Origin of the sequence: Saccharopolyspora sp. ID03-671 (assembly GCF_045278815.1) — a bacterium.
Taxonomy (GTDB): Bacteria; Actinomycetota; Actinomycetes; order Mycobacteriales; family Pseudonocardiaceae; genus Saccharopolyspora; species Saccharopolyspora ipomoeae.
In genome coordinates this window covers 3,094,829-3,108,774 of the sequence record NZ_CP134054.1, presented here as the reverse complement: position 1 = coordinate 3,108,774, position 13,946 = coordinate 3,094,829, and the positions used below count along the sequence as shown (strand labels likewise).

At 67.9% G+C, this 13,946-nt stretch carries 18 protein-coding genes and 1 pseudogene; 4 read left to right on the top strand and 15 right to left on the bottom strand.

Features of this window, described 5'->3' with window-relative positions:
• Positions 1-4 precede the first annotated feature (4 nt).
• Positions 5-160, bottom strand: a pseudogene (locus tag REH65_RS14095) (hypothetical protein); the annotation flags it as partial.
• A gap of 20 nt (positions 161-180) precedes the next feature.
• Between REH65_RS14095 and REH65_RS14090 the strand changes: the two are divergent.
• On the top strand, positions 181-903 hold the full coding sequence (locus REH65_RS14090; protein ID WP_406692754.1) for a hydroxymethylglutaryl-CoA lyase: 723 nt from the start codon (positions 181-183) through the stop codon (positions 901-903).
• A 93-nt stretch (positions 904-996) separates the two neighbouring features.
• Here REH65_RS14090 and REH65_RS14085 read toward each other — a convergent pair whose 3' ends face one another.
• From REH65_RS14085 to REH65_RS14020, 14 genes are all read right to left on the bottom strand, one after another.
• Positions 997-1,122: a hypothetical protein gene (locus REH65_RS14085; protein WP_406692753.1), complete on the bottom strand. Its 126-nt coding sequence runs from the start codon at positions 1,120-1,122 to the stop codon at positions 997-999.
• 394 nt (positions 1,123-1,516) lie between these two features.
• Positions 1,517-2,299, bottom strand: a complete 783-nt coding sequence (locus REH65_RS14080; RefSeq protein WP_406692752.1) for a sulfite exporter TauE/SafE family protein — start codon at positions 2,297-2,299, stop codon at positions 1,517-1,519.
• Between the two features lie 66 nt (positions 2,300-2,365).
• On the bottom strand, positions 2,366-2,959 hold the full coding sequence (locus REH65_RS14075) for a rhodanese-like domain-containing protein (protein WP_406692751.1): 594 nt from the start codon (positions 2,957-2,959) through the stop codon (positions 2,366-2,368).
• 37 nt (positions 2,960-2,996) lie between these two features.
• Positions 2,997-4,424: a rhodanese-like domain-containing protein gene (locus REH65_RS14070; RefSeq protein WP_406692750.1), complete on the bottom strand. Its 1,428-nt coding sequence runs from the start codon at positions 4,422-4,424 to the stop codon at positions 2,997-2,999.
• Positions 4,424-4,744 (bottom strand): rhodanese-like domain-containing protein, encoded by a 321-nt coding sequence (locus tag REH65_RS14065; protein ID WP_406692749.1) that lies wholly within the window; start codon positions 4,742-4,744, stop codon positions 4,424-4,426. Before REH65_RS14065 ends, REH65_RS14070 begins: the two co-directional genes overlap by 1 nt.
• A gap of 81 nt (positions 4,745-4,825) precedes the next feature.
• Positions 4,826-5,089, bottom strand: coding sequence for a metal-sensitive transcriptional regulator (locus REH65_RS14060; protein ID WP_338156785.1), 264 nt, complete (start codon positions 5,087-5,089; stop codon positions 4,826-4,828).
• 326 nt (positions 5,090-5,415) lie between these two features.
• Positions 5,416-6,207 carry a hypothetical protein gene (locus tag REH65_RS14055; RefSeq protein WP_406692748.1) on the bottom strand — a complete coding sequence of 264 codons (792 nt, stop codon included), beginning with the start codon at positions 6,205-6,207 and terminating at the stop codon, positions 5,416-5,418.
• 87 nt (positions 6,208-6,294) lie between these two features.
• Positions 6,295-6,579 carry a hypothetical protein gene (locus REH65_RS14050; protein ID WP_406692747.1) on the bottom strand — a complete coding sequence of 95 codons (285 nt, stop codon included), beginning with the start codon at positions 6,577-6,579 and terminating at the stop codon, positions 6,295-6,297.
• 502 nt (positions 6,580-7,081) lie between these two features.
• Positions 7,082-7,711, bottom strand: coding sequence for an SAM-dependent methyltransferase (locus REH65_RS14045; RefSeq protein ID WP_406692746.1), 630 nt, complete (start codon positions 7,709-7,711; stop codon positions 7,082-7,084).
• A gap of 44 nt (positions 7,712-7,755) precedes the next feature.
• Entirely contained in the window at positions 7,756-8,661 is a 906-nt protein-coding gene (locus REH65_RS14040) for a sulfite exporter TauE/SafE family protein (RefSeq protein ID WP_406692745.1), read from the bottom strand.
• A 52-nt stretch (positions 8,662-8,713) separates the two neighbouring features.
• A complete protein-coding gene (locus tag REH65_RS14035; RefSeq protein WP_406692744.1) occupies positions 8,714-9,055 on the bottom strand; it encodes a DsrE family protein in 342 nt (113 codons plus the stop codon).
• 86 nt (positions 9,056-9,141) lie between these two features.
• On the bottom strand, positions 9,142-10,173 hold the full coding sequence (locus tag REH65_RS14030) for an NlpC/P60 family protein (RefSeq protein WP_406692743.1): 1,032 nt from the start codon (positions 10,171-10,173) through the stop codon (positions 9,142-9,144).
• Positions 10,174-10,183: 10 nt separating this feature from the next.
• On the bottom strand, positions 10,184-11,098 hold the full coding sequence (locus tag REH65_RS14025) for a cytochrome c biogenesis CcdA family protein (RefSeq protein ID WP_406692742.1): 915 nt from the start codon (positions 11,096-11,098) through the stop codon (positions 10,184-10,186).
• Positions 11,095-11,817, bottom strand: a complete 723-nt coding sequence (locus tag REH65_RS14020) for a DsbA family protein (RefSeq protein WP_406692741.1) — start codon at positions 11,815-11,817, stop codon at positions 11,095-11,097. Before REH65_RS14020 ends, REH65_RS14025 begins: the two co-directional genes overlap by 4 nt.
• A 202-nt stretch (positions 11,818-12,019) precedes the next feature.
• Here REH65_RS14020 and REH65_RS14015 point away from each other — a divergent pair, with 202 nt between their 5' ends.
• From REH65_RS14015 to REH65_RS14005, 3 genes are read left to right on the top strand one after another with little or no spacing between them, the layout of a single operon-like run.
• On the top strand, positions 12,020-12,412 hold the full coding sequence (locus tag REH65_RS14015; protein WP_406692740.1) for a hypothetical protein: 393 nt from the start codon (positions 12,020-12,022) through the stop codon (positions 12,410-12,412).
• Between the two features lie 32 nt (positions 12,413-12,444).
• Entirely contained in the window at positions 12,445-12,810 is a 366-nt protein-coding gene (locus REH65_RS14010; protein WP_406692739.1) for a BlaI/MecI/CopY family transcriptional regulator, read from the top strand.
• Entirely contained in the window at positions 12,807-13,841 is a 1,035-nt protein-coding gene (locus REH65_RS14005) for a M56 family metallopeptidase (protein ID WP_406692738.1), read from the top strand. Before REH65_RS14010 ends, REH65_RS14005 begins: the two co-directional genes overlap by 4 nt.
• Positions 13,842-13,946 lie beyond the last annotated feature (105 nt).

The window sequence follows — 13,946 nt, the reverse complement described above, 5'->3', positions numbered from 1 at the left end:
CGTGGCAGTTGCTGGGCAGCACCTCGGTGATACCGTTCGCGCGTTCGATCCACTTGCGGCTACGGGTGCACGGTTCGCCGCCGTTGACGCCCCACGGGTAGGTGAGCCAGCGGTCATCGTGGATGGCGATGGTGCCAGCTTCACCGAACCAGTAGGACACGTCCACGCCGTTGCCGCCAAATGGCGGACGCCGAGGCGGTGATGGCGGCGGTGCCACGCACCGAGGGCGTGTCCTACACCGGCCTGGTACTCAACCCGCAGGGTATGCGGCGCGCGCTGGCAGCCGGGGTCGACGAGGTGAACGCGGTCGTCGTGGCGACCGAGACGTTCAGCCGCCGCAACCAGGGAAGCGGCATCGAGGAGAGCCTGGAGAACTGGACTGGGATCGCCGCCGACGCCCGGGCGGCCGGGATCCGCAGCACGGTCACCATCGCCGCCGCGTTCGGTTGCCCGTTCGAGGGTGACGTGGCCCCCGAAACGGTGCTCGACATCGCCGCGCGGGCAGCCGCTGCCGGCCCGGACGAGATCGCCATCGCCGACACCATCGGCGTCGGCACCCCCGACCAGGCAGCGACCTTACTGGCCGGGCTGGCCGAACGCGCACCCGGAGTTCCGACACGCTGCCACTTCCACAACACGCGCAATACCGGCTATGCCAACGCGATCGCCGCCATCCAACACGGAGTGGACACATTGGACGCGAGCATCGGTGGCATCGGCGGGTGCCCGTTCGCGCCCAACGCCACCGAAGACCTGCTATACGCACTCGACCGGATGCGAGTGCACACCGGAGTCGGACTCGAGGCGACGATCGACACCGCACGCTGGCTCGCCGAACGGCTCGGGCACGAGACCCCGAGTCTACTGCCAGCAGCCGGACCGAATCGAGGCGGCTCAGTGTAAGTCCGCCGCAGCTGTTAAAGACGCTGGGGCGTTTTCGATAGCGCCGACGGCACGGTTAGCGCGGTCAGCTTCGGGTGTATGCGTCGTGGCGTACTACTGCGCGGTTAGGCCGAGATTGCGGATCTCGGTCATGTATCGCCCGCCGCAGCGTTGGTACACGGCTTCCGGCTCTTCGTGAAAGCATTCGTCGTGCGAGATCAAGTTGACCTTGGTCTGCACTTCGGCAGGCGAGGCTCTGTCCGCGCTCGGTGGGCGGCTGTTCTCGTCTACGAGGTCTCGGCTGAACCTGCGATCAACAGCGAACTCGTCAGAAGTATCGCGAAAACCCGGTGGTTGAGCCGAAGTGCCTTCAGGTGCATCATTCCTTAGCCTTCTTGGCTTTTCGGTCAATCGCGGCCGACGAGCTTCCGCAGGAACCCACTGAGGCCTCCGTGCTGGGCGCTCGGGGCGCAGTCGCAGCGTTGGGATTTCGGTACTCCCGCGAGCACCTGTTCCACGTGCTGACCGCACCCTGCGTAGGTCGGTTTGCCGCACTTGCGGCACTCAACGCGACGACACATGTTCCACCCTTCGTTTCTCTTCCTTGAGAGAGTTGATTCGGCCTGGGCGGCTCTCATCCCAGTGCCGAGGGGTTGACGACGGCGGCCACGGCGACGAAGACCGCGACGGCCAGGACGACGAAGGCGAACCAGCGGCGCACGGTGGACGCGTCCAGCTTCGTGGCCCAACCCGCCGCCACGACCGAGACCACCAGGGCCGCTCCGGCGAACAGCAGCAGCACCCGGTAATCGATGCTGCCGGCCGTTCCGGCGTGCGCGGCGAGCCCGGCCACGGAGTTGATCAAGACGATCACCAGGGAGGTCGCGATCGCTTGCTGCGCTCCCAAGCCCAGCAGCAGGGCCAGGGCGGGGACGATGATGAAGCCGCCGCCGACGCCGAACAGCCCGGTGAGCACGCCGACGGTCGCACCGGAGAGCACGGATTTGGGCAGGCAGGTGCGCCAGTTGATCCCGCCCTGCTGGGTGCGGCAGGCGCCGGTGTGGTTTTCCCCGCCGCGCAGCATGCGCACCGCGACGATGACCATGAGCACGGCGAAGGCCAGCAGCAGCCAGCGCTGCGGGACGAGCTTGCCGAGTGCGGCTCCGCCGAAGGCCGCGGGGATGCCGGCCGCGCCGAAGACCAGCGCCACCGGCCACCGCACCGCGGTGCGTCGCTCGCGCGGCAGCAGGGCGCCCAGCGAGGACACCGCGACCACGGCCAGCGAGGTGGGGATCGCCGTCTGCAGGGGTTGCCCGACGCCGTAGACCAAAGCTGGCACGGCAAGGATCGACCCGCCGGCACCGAGAAGTCCCAGCGCCAACCCGATCACGGCGCCGAACACCACTGCCAACAACAACGGAACCACCTATCCCGGCAGCGGACTCGCCGCTACCGCCAGCCGTGCACGTGCTCGCGAGGCCTATTACTGCCTCTTGGGAGTCTTTCCGTCGGTAAGGGCGTCGAGAAGGGCTCGACCGTCCGTGGTGGAGGTGCGGTTGTGGGGCAGCAGGCCGAGCACGCGGGACATGGCGCAGGTGTTGCTCAACGCGGCGAAGGTCAGACCCGCGCCGACGAATCCCGCGATCCACTTCAGCGGTTCGTAGGCGGTGCTGGCCACGACGCCGCCGAGCACGAGCAGCCCGGCGGCCAGCCGCACCTGCCGCTCCATGGCCCAGGTGCCGCGCCCCCGGTTGAGCTCGCCACCATCCTGCTCCCAGCCGGTGATCCCGCCGCGCAGCACGCTGAGCCGGTCCAGCCCGGCGCTCTCCAGCAGGGTGCGGGCCTGCTCGGCACGACCACCCGAGGCGCACACCAGCACCACCGGGTCGCCGTGCTGCGCGGTGAGCTCCTCGCGGTGTTCCCGCAGCAGGTCCAGGGGGACGTTGTAGGAGCCCGGGATGTGTGAAGACGTGAACTCCCCGGGCGCGCGCACGTCGATCAGACGGATCTGGGGATCGGCTTCGCGTAATTCGCGGACCTGTGCGGTGTCGACGGTCTTGGGCAATGCTTGGGGCATTCTTCGGATACCTCCGCGTTCGTGTCCGTGGTAGCTGTCAGGTTCCGTCGGTCATCGGCACGCCAGCCTCTTCGGCGACGCCGAACATGTCGTCGATGAGCACGACCGTGCGGTCTGCCGCTTCCAGCAGTGAAGCTGCCGCCGTGGCGCGGTAACCGCTGCCGCAGTGCACCCACACCGCACCCGCCGGAACCTCGTCCAACCGATCCTTGAGCTCGTAGAGCGGAACGTGCACCGCACCGGCCACGTGGGAAGCGGCGAACTCGTTGTTGGTCCGCACGTCCAGCACCACCTCCGGCACCGGGAGCCCGTTGGAGCTACCGCCCCACGCCGATGCGAGGTCGGCGAAGGTCGCGGTCGGCGTGCTGCGCAGCTGGCCGGAGTCGGCGGCCAACTCGTCCGGGGTGCCCACGGCGGCCGCGGCGAACTTGTCGATGCCGATGCGGGCGAGCTCGCGCTGCGCCCGGCCGACCTGCTCGCGGGACTCGCCCAGCAGCGTAATCGGGGCGCCCCAGTCGATCATCCAGCCGAGCCAGGTCACCATCGGACCGTCCAATCCGAGGCCGACCGTTCCCGCCAGGTGCGAGACCACGTAGGCCTTGCGGGAGCGGAGGTCCACCACCCATTCCCCGTGCTCCAGGCGGCGCCGCAACTCCTCGGGTTCGGCGCGGACCGGCTCGCGCAGATCCAACGGCTCGGGGCCGGTGGTGTTCTGCACGCCCATGTGCGCGTAGTAGGCCGGGTAGGCGTCCAGGCCCGCCAGGGTCTGCTCGACGAAGTCGCCCTCGGCCAACGTCAACGCCGGGTTGCTCCGCTTCTGCTCTCCCACCGTGGCCGAGTCGCCGGAGGCCTGCGTGGCCGAGCAGAAGCTCCCGAACCCGTGGGTCGGCCAGATCTGCGCGCCATCCGGCAGGATCGAGGCCAGTTTGTGCGCCGAGGCGTGCTGGTAACGGGCCAGTTCCTCGCTGTGCTCCTGGCCCAGCAGGTCGGTGCGGCCGGTCGTGCCGAACAGCAGCGACCCGCCGGTGAACACGCCCACCGGGCCGTCGGTGCCCTCCAGCACGTAGGAAAGGTGGTGGTACGTGTGCCCCGGGGTGGCCACCGCCCGCACCTGCATCCGCGGCGAGAGCTCCACCGCCTCGCCATCGGCAAGCGGGCGCCGGTCGAACGGCACCTCATCGGCAGCGGCCAACCCGTAGTCGGCACCGGTCAGACGAGCCAGTTCCAGGCCACCGGAGACGTAGTCGTTGTGCACGTGCGTATCGAGCACCAGAGCGATCCGCACGCCCAACCTTCCGGCGGCGGCGATCACGCGGTCCACGTCCCGCTGCGGATCGACCACCACGGCCACTTCACCATCGGTGGCCAGGTAGCTGCGATCGCCCAACGACGAGGTCTCGATCACCTCGACCGCCAGACCACCTGCCAGCCGGTCCTCCTGCTTCACCACGTCCATCGCGGTCATCACTGCGCACTCCCTTCAACCTCGTGTCCTGCTTCGATCCACCCGGATGTCCCACCGGACACCGAGACCACTCGCCCACCGGCGGCGTTCATCGCCTCGGCCGCCTTCAAGCTCCGGCCTCCCGAACGACAGATGACGTAGCACTCCTCACCCGCGAACCGCTCCGGCGCGGCCAGCACGTCGGCCAACGGCACGTTCACCGCGCCCGGCACGTGACCCGCGGCGTACTCCTCCGGCTCACGCACATCGACCAACCGGGTACCCCGCCGCCATGTGCCCGCAAAGACATCCACACCGACTTCCGGCGTCTGCTCAGACAATGAAATCCTCCTAAACCCACGGGGGTATCCACCAGGTACACGATGCCGCACCGCGGAAAAACGACACTGCCGCACCCGCGCTCAAGCGAGCGCGAGGAACAACCGCTCCAGCTCCTGCTCGGTCATCGGCGGCTCATCACCGTCCTCGCGAGCCTCCTGGCAGTGCCTCATGCCACTCGCCACGATCTTGAACCCAGCACGGTCCAGAGCACGCGAAACCGCAGCCAGCTGGGTCAGCACCTCCGCGCAGTCCCGCCCTTCCTCCATGGCCTCGATCACACCGCTCAACTGGCCCCGGGCCCGGCGCAACCGCGTCAAGGCGTCACCCACCATTTCCGGCTTCATCTCCACCACGACCATCTCCCTTCTCTCGCCTCAAACTAACAAACCCCCCTGGGTATTCCAATAGGTTAGGGGGCGTTCCAGCAGCATGGAGCGCTGCGAGACCGGCTGACCGACTTCCCGCTCCAGCCCGCAAGGCCGGCGACGTCGCCTCCCGGCCCGGCACAGCTCGCCGCGACACCCGATCCACACAGGCGTGTGCCCTGCGGAGGCGGCAAAATCAGTTCGACGGAGCCGAATGCGACCGACCCAGCCGCCGCGAGCGGTAGCAGGCTGGGCTGCCCACCCCGCTCGCGGCCGACCGTTCAGTTAGCCGATGACGGCTGCGGTCACAAGCCGAGATCGCCCAGGTCTGCCAACGGACCCGAGGTCTCCTCGGCACCCAATGGGTCCTCCGCTCCCGCGATCGGCGCGGTCGCTCCAGTGTCTGGGGAAAGGTGCGCGCCGCCCAGCGGGTCCGCTCCGCTGATCTCCGGGGCAACGTCGCCGAGGTCGGTCACCTCGCTGAGGCCACCCACCTGATCGAGGTCGGCACCGACAGGGTCGTGCACACCCCCGACCACGTCGGAAACGCCGTTGCCAGCCACGTTCCCCGCGTTGACGTCTCCGGACTGGCTGGCTCCGTTCAGATCACCGGCCACCCCGGCGGTGTTGAGGTCACCGACGAGGTGGTCAAACTGCAGTTCGTTACCGGAGAGGATGGGGTTCATCGACCCGGAGACGTCCTGGCTGTGCGAATCCTCGGTCGAGGAGTTTTCGGTGTTGCTAGCCTCAGCGGGACGCAGCATCTCGTCAACGTCTCCCAGCGAGGAGAAGATTTCGGGTGTGGGCATGTTCAACTCCGTATCGTGTTGGCCGCTTCTCGGGTAGGGCACGAGAAGCGGCAGCGCCGCGTGATCGGCAGAATTCCCGACGATCGTGCTCACCCGCGGCCCCAGTGCTTGCAGGCGCGAGTCCACGACATCGACCGGGGCGAAATCGAGCAAGAACGACGCGGCGTGGACAAACTCAGGCATGGGCAGGTCCGTAAAGCCGGCTTCATCAAGGCATCGGCGCGGGTCGGCGTCGAATGCCGCTCGGGTGCCCGAGTCCGTGATGAGTCGACTCAGGAAGTCGTACACAGTAAGCACGGGCTATCGCCCAACCGTGATCGATGCGGGGTTCCACCCGTCGGGGTGGAACCCCGCGTTCACAGTGTTCGATCGCGATCAGAGGCCGAGAATGCCCAGCCCCAGCAGATCGTCGTCGCCACCGGTCGAGGCGCTGGTGCTCTGGGAAGCGGCTCCGTCCGGTCCAGCAACGCTCTGCTGCTGGTCGTAGGATGCGTTGCCGGAGCCGTCGGTGCCCGCTTGCACGGACTGCGACGCCGCTCCATCCGGGCCGGCGGCAGCGTTGTGCTGCTCGAACGAGTCGGCCGCAGCCACACCGGTCGCACCAAGGACGAGGGGCAGTGACAGCACGCTGGCGGCAATGCCACGATTGAGCTTGCGCATCAGGGATACCTCCTGTTGCGTCGACAGTGACACCCGGACCCCGGCGCCGTATGCCAGTACCCGCCGGGGTTCGGAGTGTCCGAGATCCTTCCGATCTCGCACCACCGAAACTAGTAGATACCCCCGGGCGTATCAAGCAGATCAACGCCCTCGCGCCGGTGATCTCAGTTACACCTTAGAACCCTTCGGCCTTACATTTAGCCAGTACAGGGCGCCTTCGGATCACCTATTCGCCGAGACTGTACGCCTGGACACAGTCGGCGCCCTCCTTTTCTTTCATTTTATACCCCAGGGGGTACCTGGGCTGCCGCTGGCGCGGTCTGACGGCGAGCGACCCGCTTTCCCACGGGCCACGGCAGGCTCAACTGCCGTTGAGCGCGTGCTGCTCCGATCAGCACGCCAGGCACGCCGAGCAGCTCGCAACGCAGGCGCGGTGGCGCCTCCCGCGAGGGGCCGAGGCCGAACCCAGGGCAGCACTGCGCGGGACGCGAAGGACGCGCCATTACGCTGCTGGGCCGTCAGGGGCTCGGTGCACGCGTACGAGCGCGTCGATCGCGGTGCGCTCCCCCTCGGGGCTTTGCACCTGGCGCAGGACGCGTTCGTTCTTCTCCACGCCGAGGCCGGGAAGACCGCGGAGATCGGCTACCACGTCCGATGGCGTGTACAGCACCGCTGGGTCCTGTGGGCCGCCGTAGCCCTCGGCGAGGTTGGTGCTGTCGTGGGCCACCACCAGCAGGGTGCCGCCCGGTGCGAGCTCCTCCACGGCGAGTTGCAACGCCTTGCGGCGTTGATCGGCTGACACCTGCAGGTAGGCGACGACGATAGCGTCGAAGGGTCCGTCGGGGAGCGGGCCGCTGACCACGTCACCGTGAACGAACTCAGTGCGGTCGGCGACGCCGGCTTCGGTTGCCAGGCGCCTCGCCCGCTGCAGTCCGGTGGTGGAGAAGTCGACTCCGACCGCTGGCCACCCGCGGCTGGCCAGCCAGATCGCGTTTCTGCCTTCGCCGCATGCGACGTCGAGGGCTCGACCGGGCGCTAGCTCTGCTAGTTCCGCAGCGACGGACCGGTTCGGGCCCGCACCCCACACGAGGTCGTGCTGGGCGTACCGGGCGTCCCACTCCGCAGCATCCATCGGCAGATCTCCTTTCCCGAAGGGTTTCCGCGCGAGGAACGGTGTCAGCTCAGCAGTTGCGGGACTGCCTTCCACAGCAGATTCAGTGCGGTGGCCAGCAGCAGCACGGTGATGATGGCATCCAGCCTGCGCTTGTCGATGGCGAAGCGGCGGCGGATGACCGTGCCCATCGCGAGGCCGAGCAGCGTGACGAGCGCGATGGTTGATCCCAGCCAGATCCGGTACTCGGTGAGGATTCCCTGCAGCCACATCTGGACGATGCGCTCGCCGATGACCACGGCGAAGAACAGGGACATGCCGCCGATGTAGCGCTGGGCGTTGCGTTCGAAGGTCTGCAGGTAGGCGGGCAGCACCGGGCCGAGGTTCACGGCCCCGAGCAGGAATCCCTGCACCGCTCCGACCAGGCTCAACAGGGCCGGGTGGCCGGCCCGTGGTGTGGTGGCGAATCGGCGGGTGAGCTGGAAGGTGATATGGGCGAGCAGGATGAGCGCAACCAGCACCGACAGCAGCGCCTGGTCCGGTTTGGTGCTCAGCAGGGCGACCCCCACCACGGAGCCGAGCAGCCCGAAGGCGAACAAAGCCCAGTTCTGGCGCACGTAGGTGCGTCCGGTGCCGGTTTCACCGACCTGGAAGACGTTGAGCATCAGCGGGGGGATGGCCAGCACGACCACGGCCAGGGTCGGGTCGATGATCAGCGCCGCCACTGGGGTAACCAGCAGCGAGTAGCCGAACCCGGATATGCCTTTCAGGGCCGCGCCGACGACGGCGACTACTGCGAAGGCGAGGATGCTCCAGCCGGTGACTCCGGCGCGCAACCCGTCCCCGAGGTGGTCCGCCCCGGGGAACAGGACGATCGCGGGGACGGTGACCAGCAGGACGGCCAAAGTCATGGTCACCTGCCGGTAGCTCAGCCACGGACGGCTCCGGGCCCCAGTGGGTGCGGTGGGCATCGCAGATTCCGCTCCTTCCGGTGTGGTGGACTAGCGGGGCGAGCGCGGGGGCTCACGGGTGGATGTAGGCCCAGCCGTCGTGCTGCAGCCGCACCAACTCGGCCAGCCCGGCTCGAACCAGCTGCACGCCGGGCAGCACCTCACTTTCCGGGATTTCCTTGCGACGCAAGGTATTCTGGCACGCCAGCACCTCCACTCCTGCCTTCATCGCGGCCTGCACGCCCGAGCTGGCGGTCGTGCGGCCGGTCGCGAACTCGATCCCGTCACCGTGGGCGATGATCCGGATGGCAACGTCATCGAGTTCCGTGCCGACGTTGCGCACGTTGCGCACGACGGTCTCGTAGAACTCGGCCCCGTCCTTCGGGACCTGGAAGACGACCTGGTAAGCAGTCATGTTTTCCCTTTGCTGTGTCGGGGTTTTCTTCGTTCAGCTGCCGGTGCCGGGCGGCTGTGCGAATCCGTGGATTGCGCTGCCGGCGGTCAGCCAGCCATCCGACGGATGGAGTGGACCTCGCCGATGTCCTGGTAGTTCTCGACCTTGACGTCCTGGCCCTCGGTCGGTGCGTGCACGACCTTGCCGCCGCCGATGTAGATCCCGTTGTGGCTGGCCGTGCTGTAGTAGAAGATCACGTCACCTGGCTTGAGCTCGTCCTCGGAAACGCTCGTGCCCGCCGAGACCTGCGAGCGGGTCGACGATGGCAGGGACGTGCCCGCCTGTTGGTAGGACCACTGCACCAGGCCAGAGCAGTCGAACTCGTCCGGCCCCTTGGCGCCCCACACGTAGGGCGATCCCTGCTTGCCCAGCGCCGCGTTCACCGCGGCGATCGCCACCCCACTCCCGGCGAGGGGACTGACGTCGCTGCGATCCCCGGACAACGCGCCCTGCTCGGCGGAACTGAGCTGGCTGTACTGCTGCTTGACCTGGGCGATCTGATCGTCCATCGCTTCCTTCCGGATGGCGATGTCGTGCCGCAATCGAGCTGCGTCGGCCTCGGCTCGTGCGGCTCGTGCCCGCTCGTCGGCCGCTCGCTGCTGGGCGGATTCGGCCCTGCGGGTAGCGGTGGCCAGTGCCTGCACCATCTGGTTGTTGTCCCGGGCCAGCGCCTCCACCGCAGTCGCCCGATCGAGGAAGGACCGGGGCGATTCGCTGGTGAGCAAGGTCGACAGCGTGTTCAGCCGCGCACCCCGGTAGGAGGCCGCGGTGAGCTCGTCGACCTGGCCGCGGAAGCGCTTCTCCTCACCGCGGGCCCGTTCGGCGACCAGGTCGGCCTGGTGCGCCGCTGCGGTGGCTGCGCCGAGTTCCCGCTGGCGCGCGGCGTGGTCGTCCTGGGACTTCTTAACGTCCTCGGTGAGCACCTCCGCTTGCCGGGAGAGCTCGCGCAAGCGCTTTGCGGCATCGGAGACGGAGCCCGTGGGCTGGGCCGCGGCGGGCACCCCGCCGATGAAGGCAGTGGACAAGGCTGTCGTGACCACCAGCGCGCTGCGCAGCACGTGCGTGCGATTGATCGGCATGGTCCCGGCATCACTCCTTCGATCGGTCCTGCGGGGTGTCGGCCACCCGGCTATCCTCAGCGGGCGACGACGCGGGAGCGCGCGTTGTCTCCGCGGGTGTTCCACGAGTCGAGCGGCGTGCTGCGATCAAAGCCCACCCCAGGCCGGTCGCCGCGGCGACGGCCACGACCAGCAACACCACTCGGTCCGAAACCGCCTCGGCCGCTTGTTGAACCCGTGCCTGCACGGCGAACTGGGCATCGAGCCCGATGAGACCGCCCAGGGATCCGGTCCCGTCAGTTGCCAGGAACAACCCACCCAGCGCGATGAAGACGAGCCCGGAGATCAGCGTGGTGCTGTGCACCTCCAGCGGCCCGAGGCGAACGGGGCGCCCCCGCAGCCACCGCCGTCGGCCCAGGTCGAACCGGTCCCACAGCGCGGCGATCAGGAACAGCGGCAGCGCCATACCCAAGGCGTAGATCGCCAGCAACAACCCGCCGTAGGCCGGGCTGGCGCCGGTCATCGCCATGGTCAGCACGCTGCCCAGCAGCGGACCCGCGCAGAAGCCGGCCAGCCCGTACACACCGCCCAGCAGGTAGACCGACAGAACCGAGGAGATCCGGAGCCGACCGCTGAGCTGTTGCGCAGCACCCGGACCGAACCCGAATCCGAGGATCTGGGCCGCGCCCAGCGCCATCATGAGCAGTCCGCCAACCAACACCACGGCGCTGCGGTGCTGGTTGAGCACGGCCCCAACGGAACCGGCCGCCACACCCATCGGCACCAGAGTCGTCGCCAAACCGAGGTAGAAGATGCCGGTCCGCAGCAACAGGCGCACGCGGTCGGCGAAGGCGTAGGCGAAGAAGGACGGAACGAGCAGCGCCGAGCACGGGCTCAGCAGCGACAGCACGCCACCGAGGAAAGCCCCCAGGTAACCGATGGTCATGACTTGGCCCGTTCCGCCTCGATCACCGCGACGAACCGCTCCAGCGGTTGGGCCCCCAGAATCGGTTCGGTGTTGACGATGAACGCCGGGGTGCTGGAAACCCCGAGTTGCTGACCCTCGGCCATGTCGGCCTGGATCGCCTGAGCGATGGCGGGGTCCGCGCGGTCGGCGTTGAACCGCGCGAGATCGGGCACGCCGGCCTGTCGCGCGACCTCCTGGATGCGCTCCTCGGGGAAGCTGGCCTTCTTGGTGCCGCTGCCCATCGAGTACGCCACGTCGTGGAACTGCCAGAACCGGCCTTGGCGCGCCGCGGCGCGAGCGGCCTTGGCCACCTCCACCGACTCCGGACCGAAGACCGGGAAGTCGCGCCACTCGATGCGCAGCACTCCGGTCTCGACGTATCGCTCGATCAGCTGCGGTTCGACGTCGGCGGTGAACTTCGAGCAGAACGGGCAGCGGAAATCCTCATACTTGATCAACACGACCGGTGCATCCGTGCGCCCCATAGCGAAAGGGTCTCCGGGCTGGCGCCGCTGCAGAGCCTTGAGGCGCTGATCCATGCCGCTGCCCTGCGATGCCGCCTGATCTTGCCTATTGTCTTCTGACCCGGTCGGGCGGGCGCCGAGCGTGCCCCACGCCAGCGCAGCGATGACGACGATCGCCAACGCCGCGGCGAACCACAGCGCCTTGCCCGAGCCCTTTCCTGTCTTCGCGGCCATCCCGCAACCCCACTCCCGAACTATCTTCTATCCACGATAGTAGCGATCCTACGATCGATAGTAGATCTCTTACGCATCATAGTAGAGCTCTTACTGAGGATAGTAGGATGCCGGTCGATAGGGTCTGAACGCAGCTCCGCGGAGGCGAGGCGTAGTGCGCAACTGGACAGCACGTCACTGGTCATGGGCCACGACAGGGGCGGTGACCGTGGCAGCAGTCACCGGAACGGTGACCGCGCTCATTCCGAACCCGATCTTCACGCGCATGGTCGACGCACCGTGGTGGGCCTACCCCACGTGGATCACCTCGGCAGTCCTGTCCGGACTCCTGATCGCAACGTACGCGCAACCCTCACCCAGGCACCCACAGAGCGAGCGCCGCAGCATCGCCGGGGCCGCGCTGTCCTTCCTGGCCGTCGGCTGCCCGACGTGCAACAAACTGGTCCTCCTCGCCCTGGGCACCAACGGCGCCCTCACCTGGTTCGGCCCCGTGCAGCCGGTGCTTGCAATCGGCTCGCTCGCGCTGCTCGGATACGCGCTGCACGCTCGGCTACGCCTCGCCACCAGCTGCCCGGCCACCGCACAACGGCAGTGACCTACCCTGTCGAAAGAGAGGGGAACAGTTCGATGCGCAATCTCGGTCCGCTGGAGTCAGCGGTCATGTCCCTGCTCTGGGATGCCGACGGCCCACTGACCGCGCGTCAGGTGCTCGACAACCTGCGCGACCGCGGCCTCGCCTACACCACAGTGGCCACCGTCCTGGAAAAACTCCACCGCAAGCAATGGCTCGACCGAGAACAGCTCGGCCGGGTCTGGTTCTACCGACCCCGCGTGCAATCGAGTGAGCACGCGGCCTCGCTAATGCGCGAAGCGCTCGCGACCAGCAACAGCCCTCGCACGACATTCCTCAAATTCGTCGACGAGATCAGCGACGAAGAAGCCGCATTGCTGCGCGAGCTGCTCGACGACGCCACACCACCGGAAGAACGATGACTCCGCTGTTGCTCGGGCTGTCCGCCTACGCCGTGGCATTCGCCCTGCTCGGCCCACGCCTGCTGCACGCATGCGCACATCAGCAACGCGCCGCACCGCGATTCGGCCTAGCACTGTGGACAGCCCTGCCCACCTCGTGGATCGTAGCGGTGCTGGCCGTGGGGCTTGCCGCCACTGCACAGCTCTCCGGCGGCCTCGGCCTCGCCGGGCTGCTGCACGCGTGCCTGAGAGCACTGCAAGTGATCCTCGGCGTGCACCATCCGGACGACGCCCCCGCCGCCCTCGCCCTGTGCGGGTCGCTGACGATCCTGATACGGCTCGGGACAGTCGCCTATCGGCAGGCTCGCCACGACCACAAGCAACGGAAGGCACACCGGCGCGGCGTATCCAGTTCCATGCAGACTGTTCACCGCGGTGGCAGGCTGATCTCGATCGTGGACAGCCCCACCCCGGCCGCCTACTGCGTTCCCGGACGCCGCTCGGCGATCGTACTCACCACGGGCACGCTGCGGGAGCTACCTGCGCGGCAAGTCGACGCGGTGATCACCCACGAGCACGCCCACCTGCGAGGCAGACATCACCTGTTCGTGGCATGGGGCACGATCCTGGCGACGGCGTTCCCGTTCATCCCCCTCCTCCGTAGCGCCCCGCACGAGCTAGCGCGTCTTGTCGAATGGTTGGCCGACGACCAGGCCGGCCGTCGGCACGGAAGGCCTTTGGTTGCCCGCGCACTGGCCACAATGGCCGCCGGCCCCCACTCGTCGGCCAGCCCACAGCCGGAAGCCGCTCTCACGGTCACCGGCTCGAACGTCTTGGACCGCGTCCGACGTCTCATCGAACCTCAGACGAAAGCCCGAGGAGCCCGCTGGCCAGTCAGCACGGCAATCATGGCACCCATCCTCGTGCTCGCCGCCACAACAGCCGTGCTGCTACCCGCCGTCACTGCAGACCCCGCGCCACTATGCCAAGGGCAACAGCCGCCAACACCAATCTCGACCAGACCCACGCCAGGCGAAACTGGCCCCGAATAGCCGGGACTCGACAACGACTGCCCACGGGCACACGACCGGCTGCGGAAGGCATCGCTCTACCACGGAATCAAAATCGCAGCGCGACGCCTAGGGCGGCACGGCAGG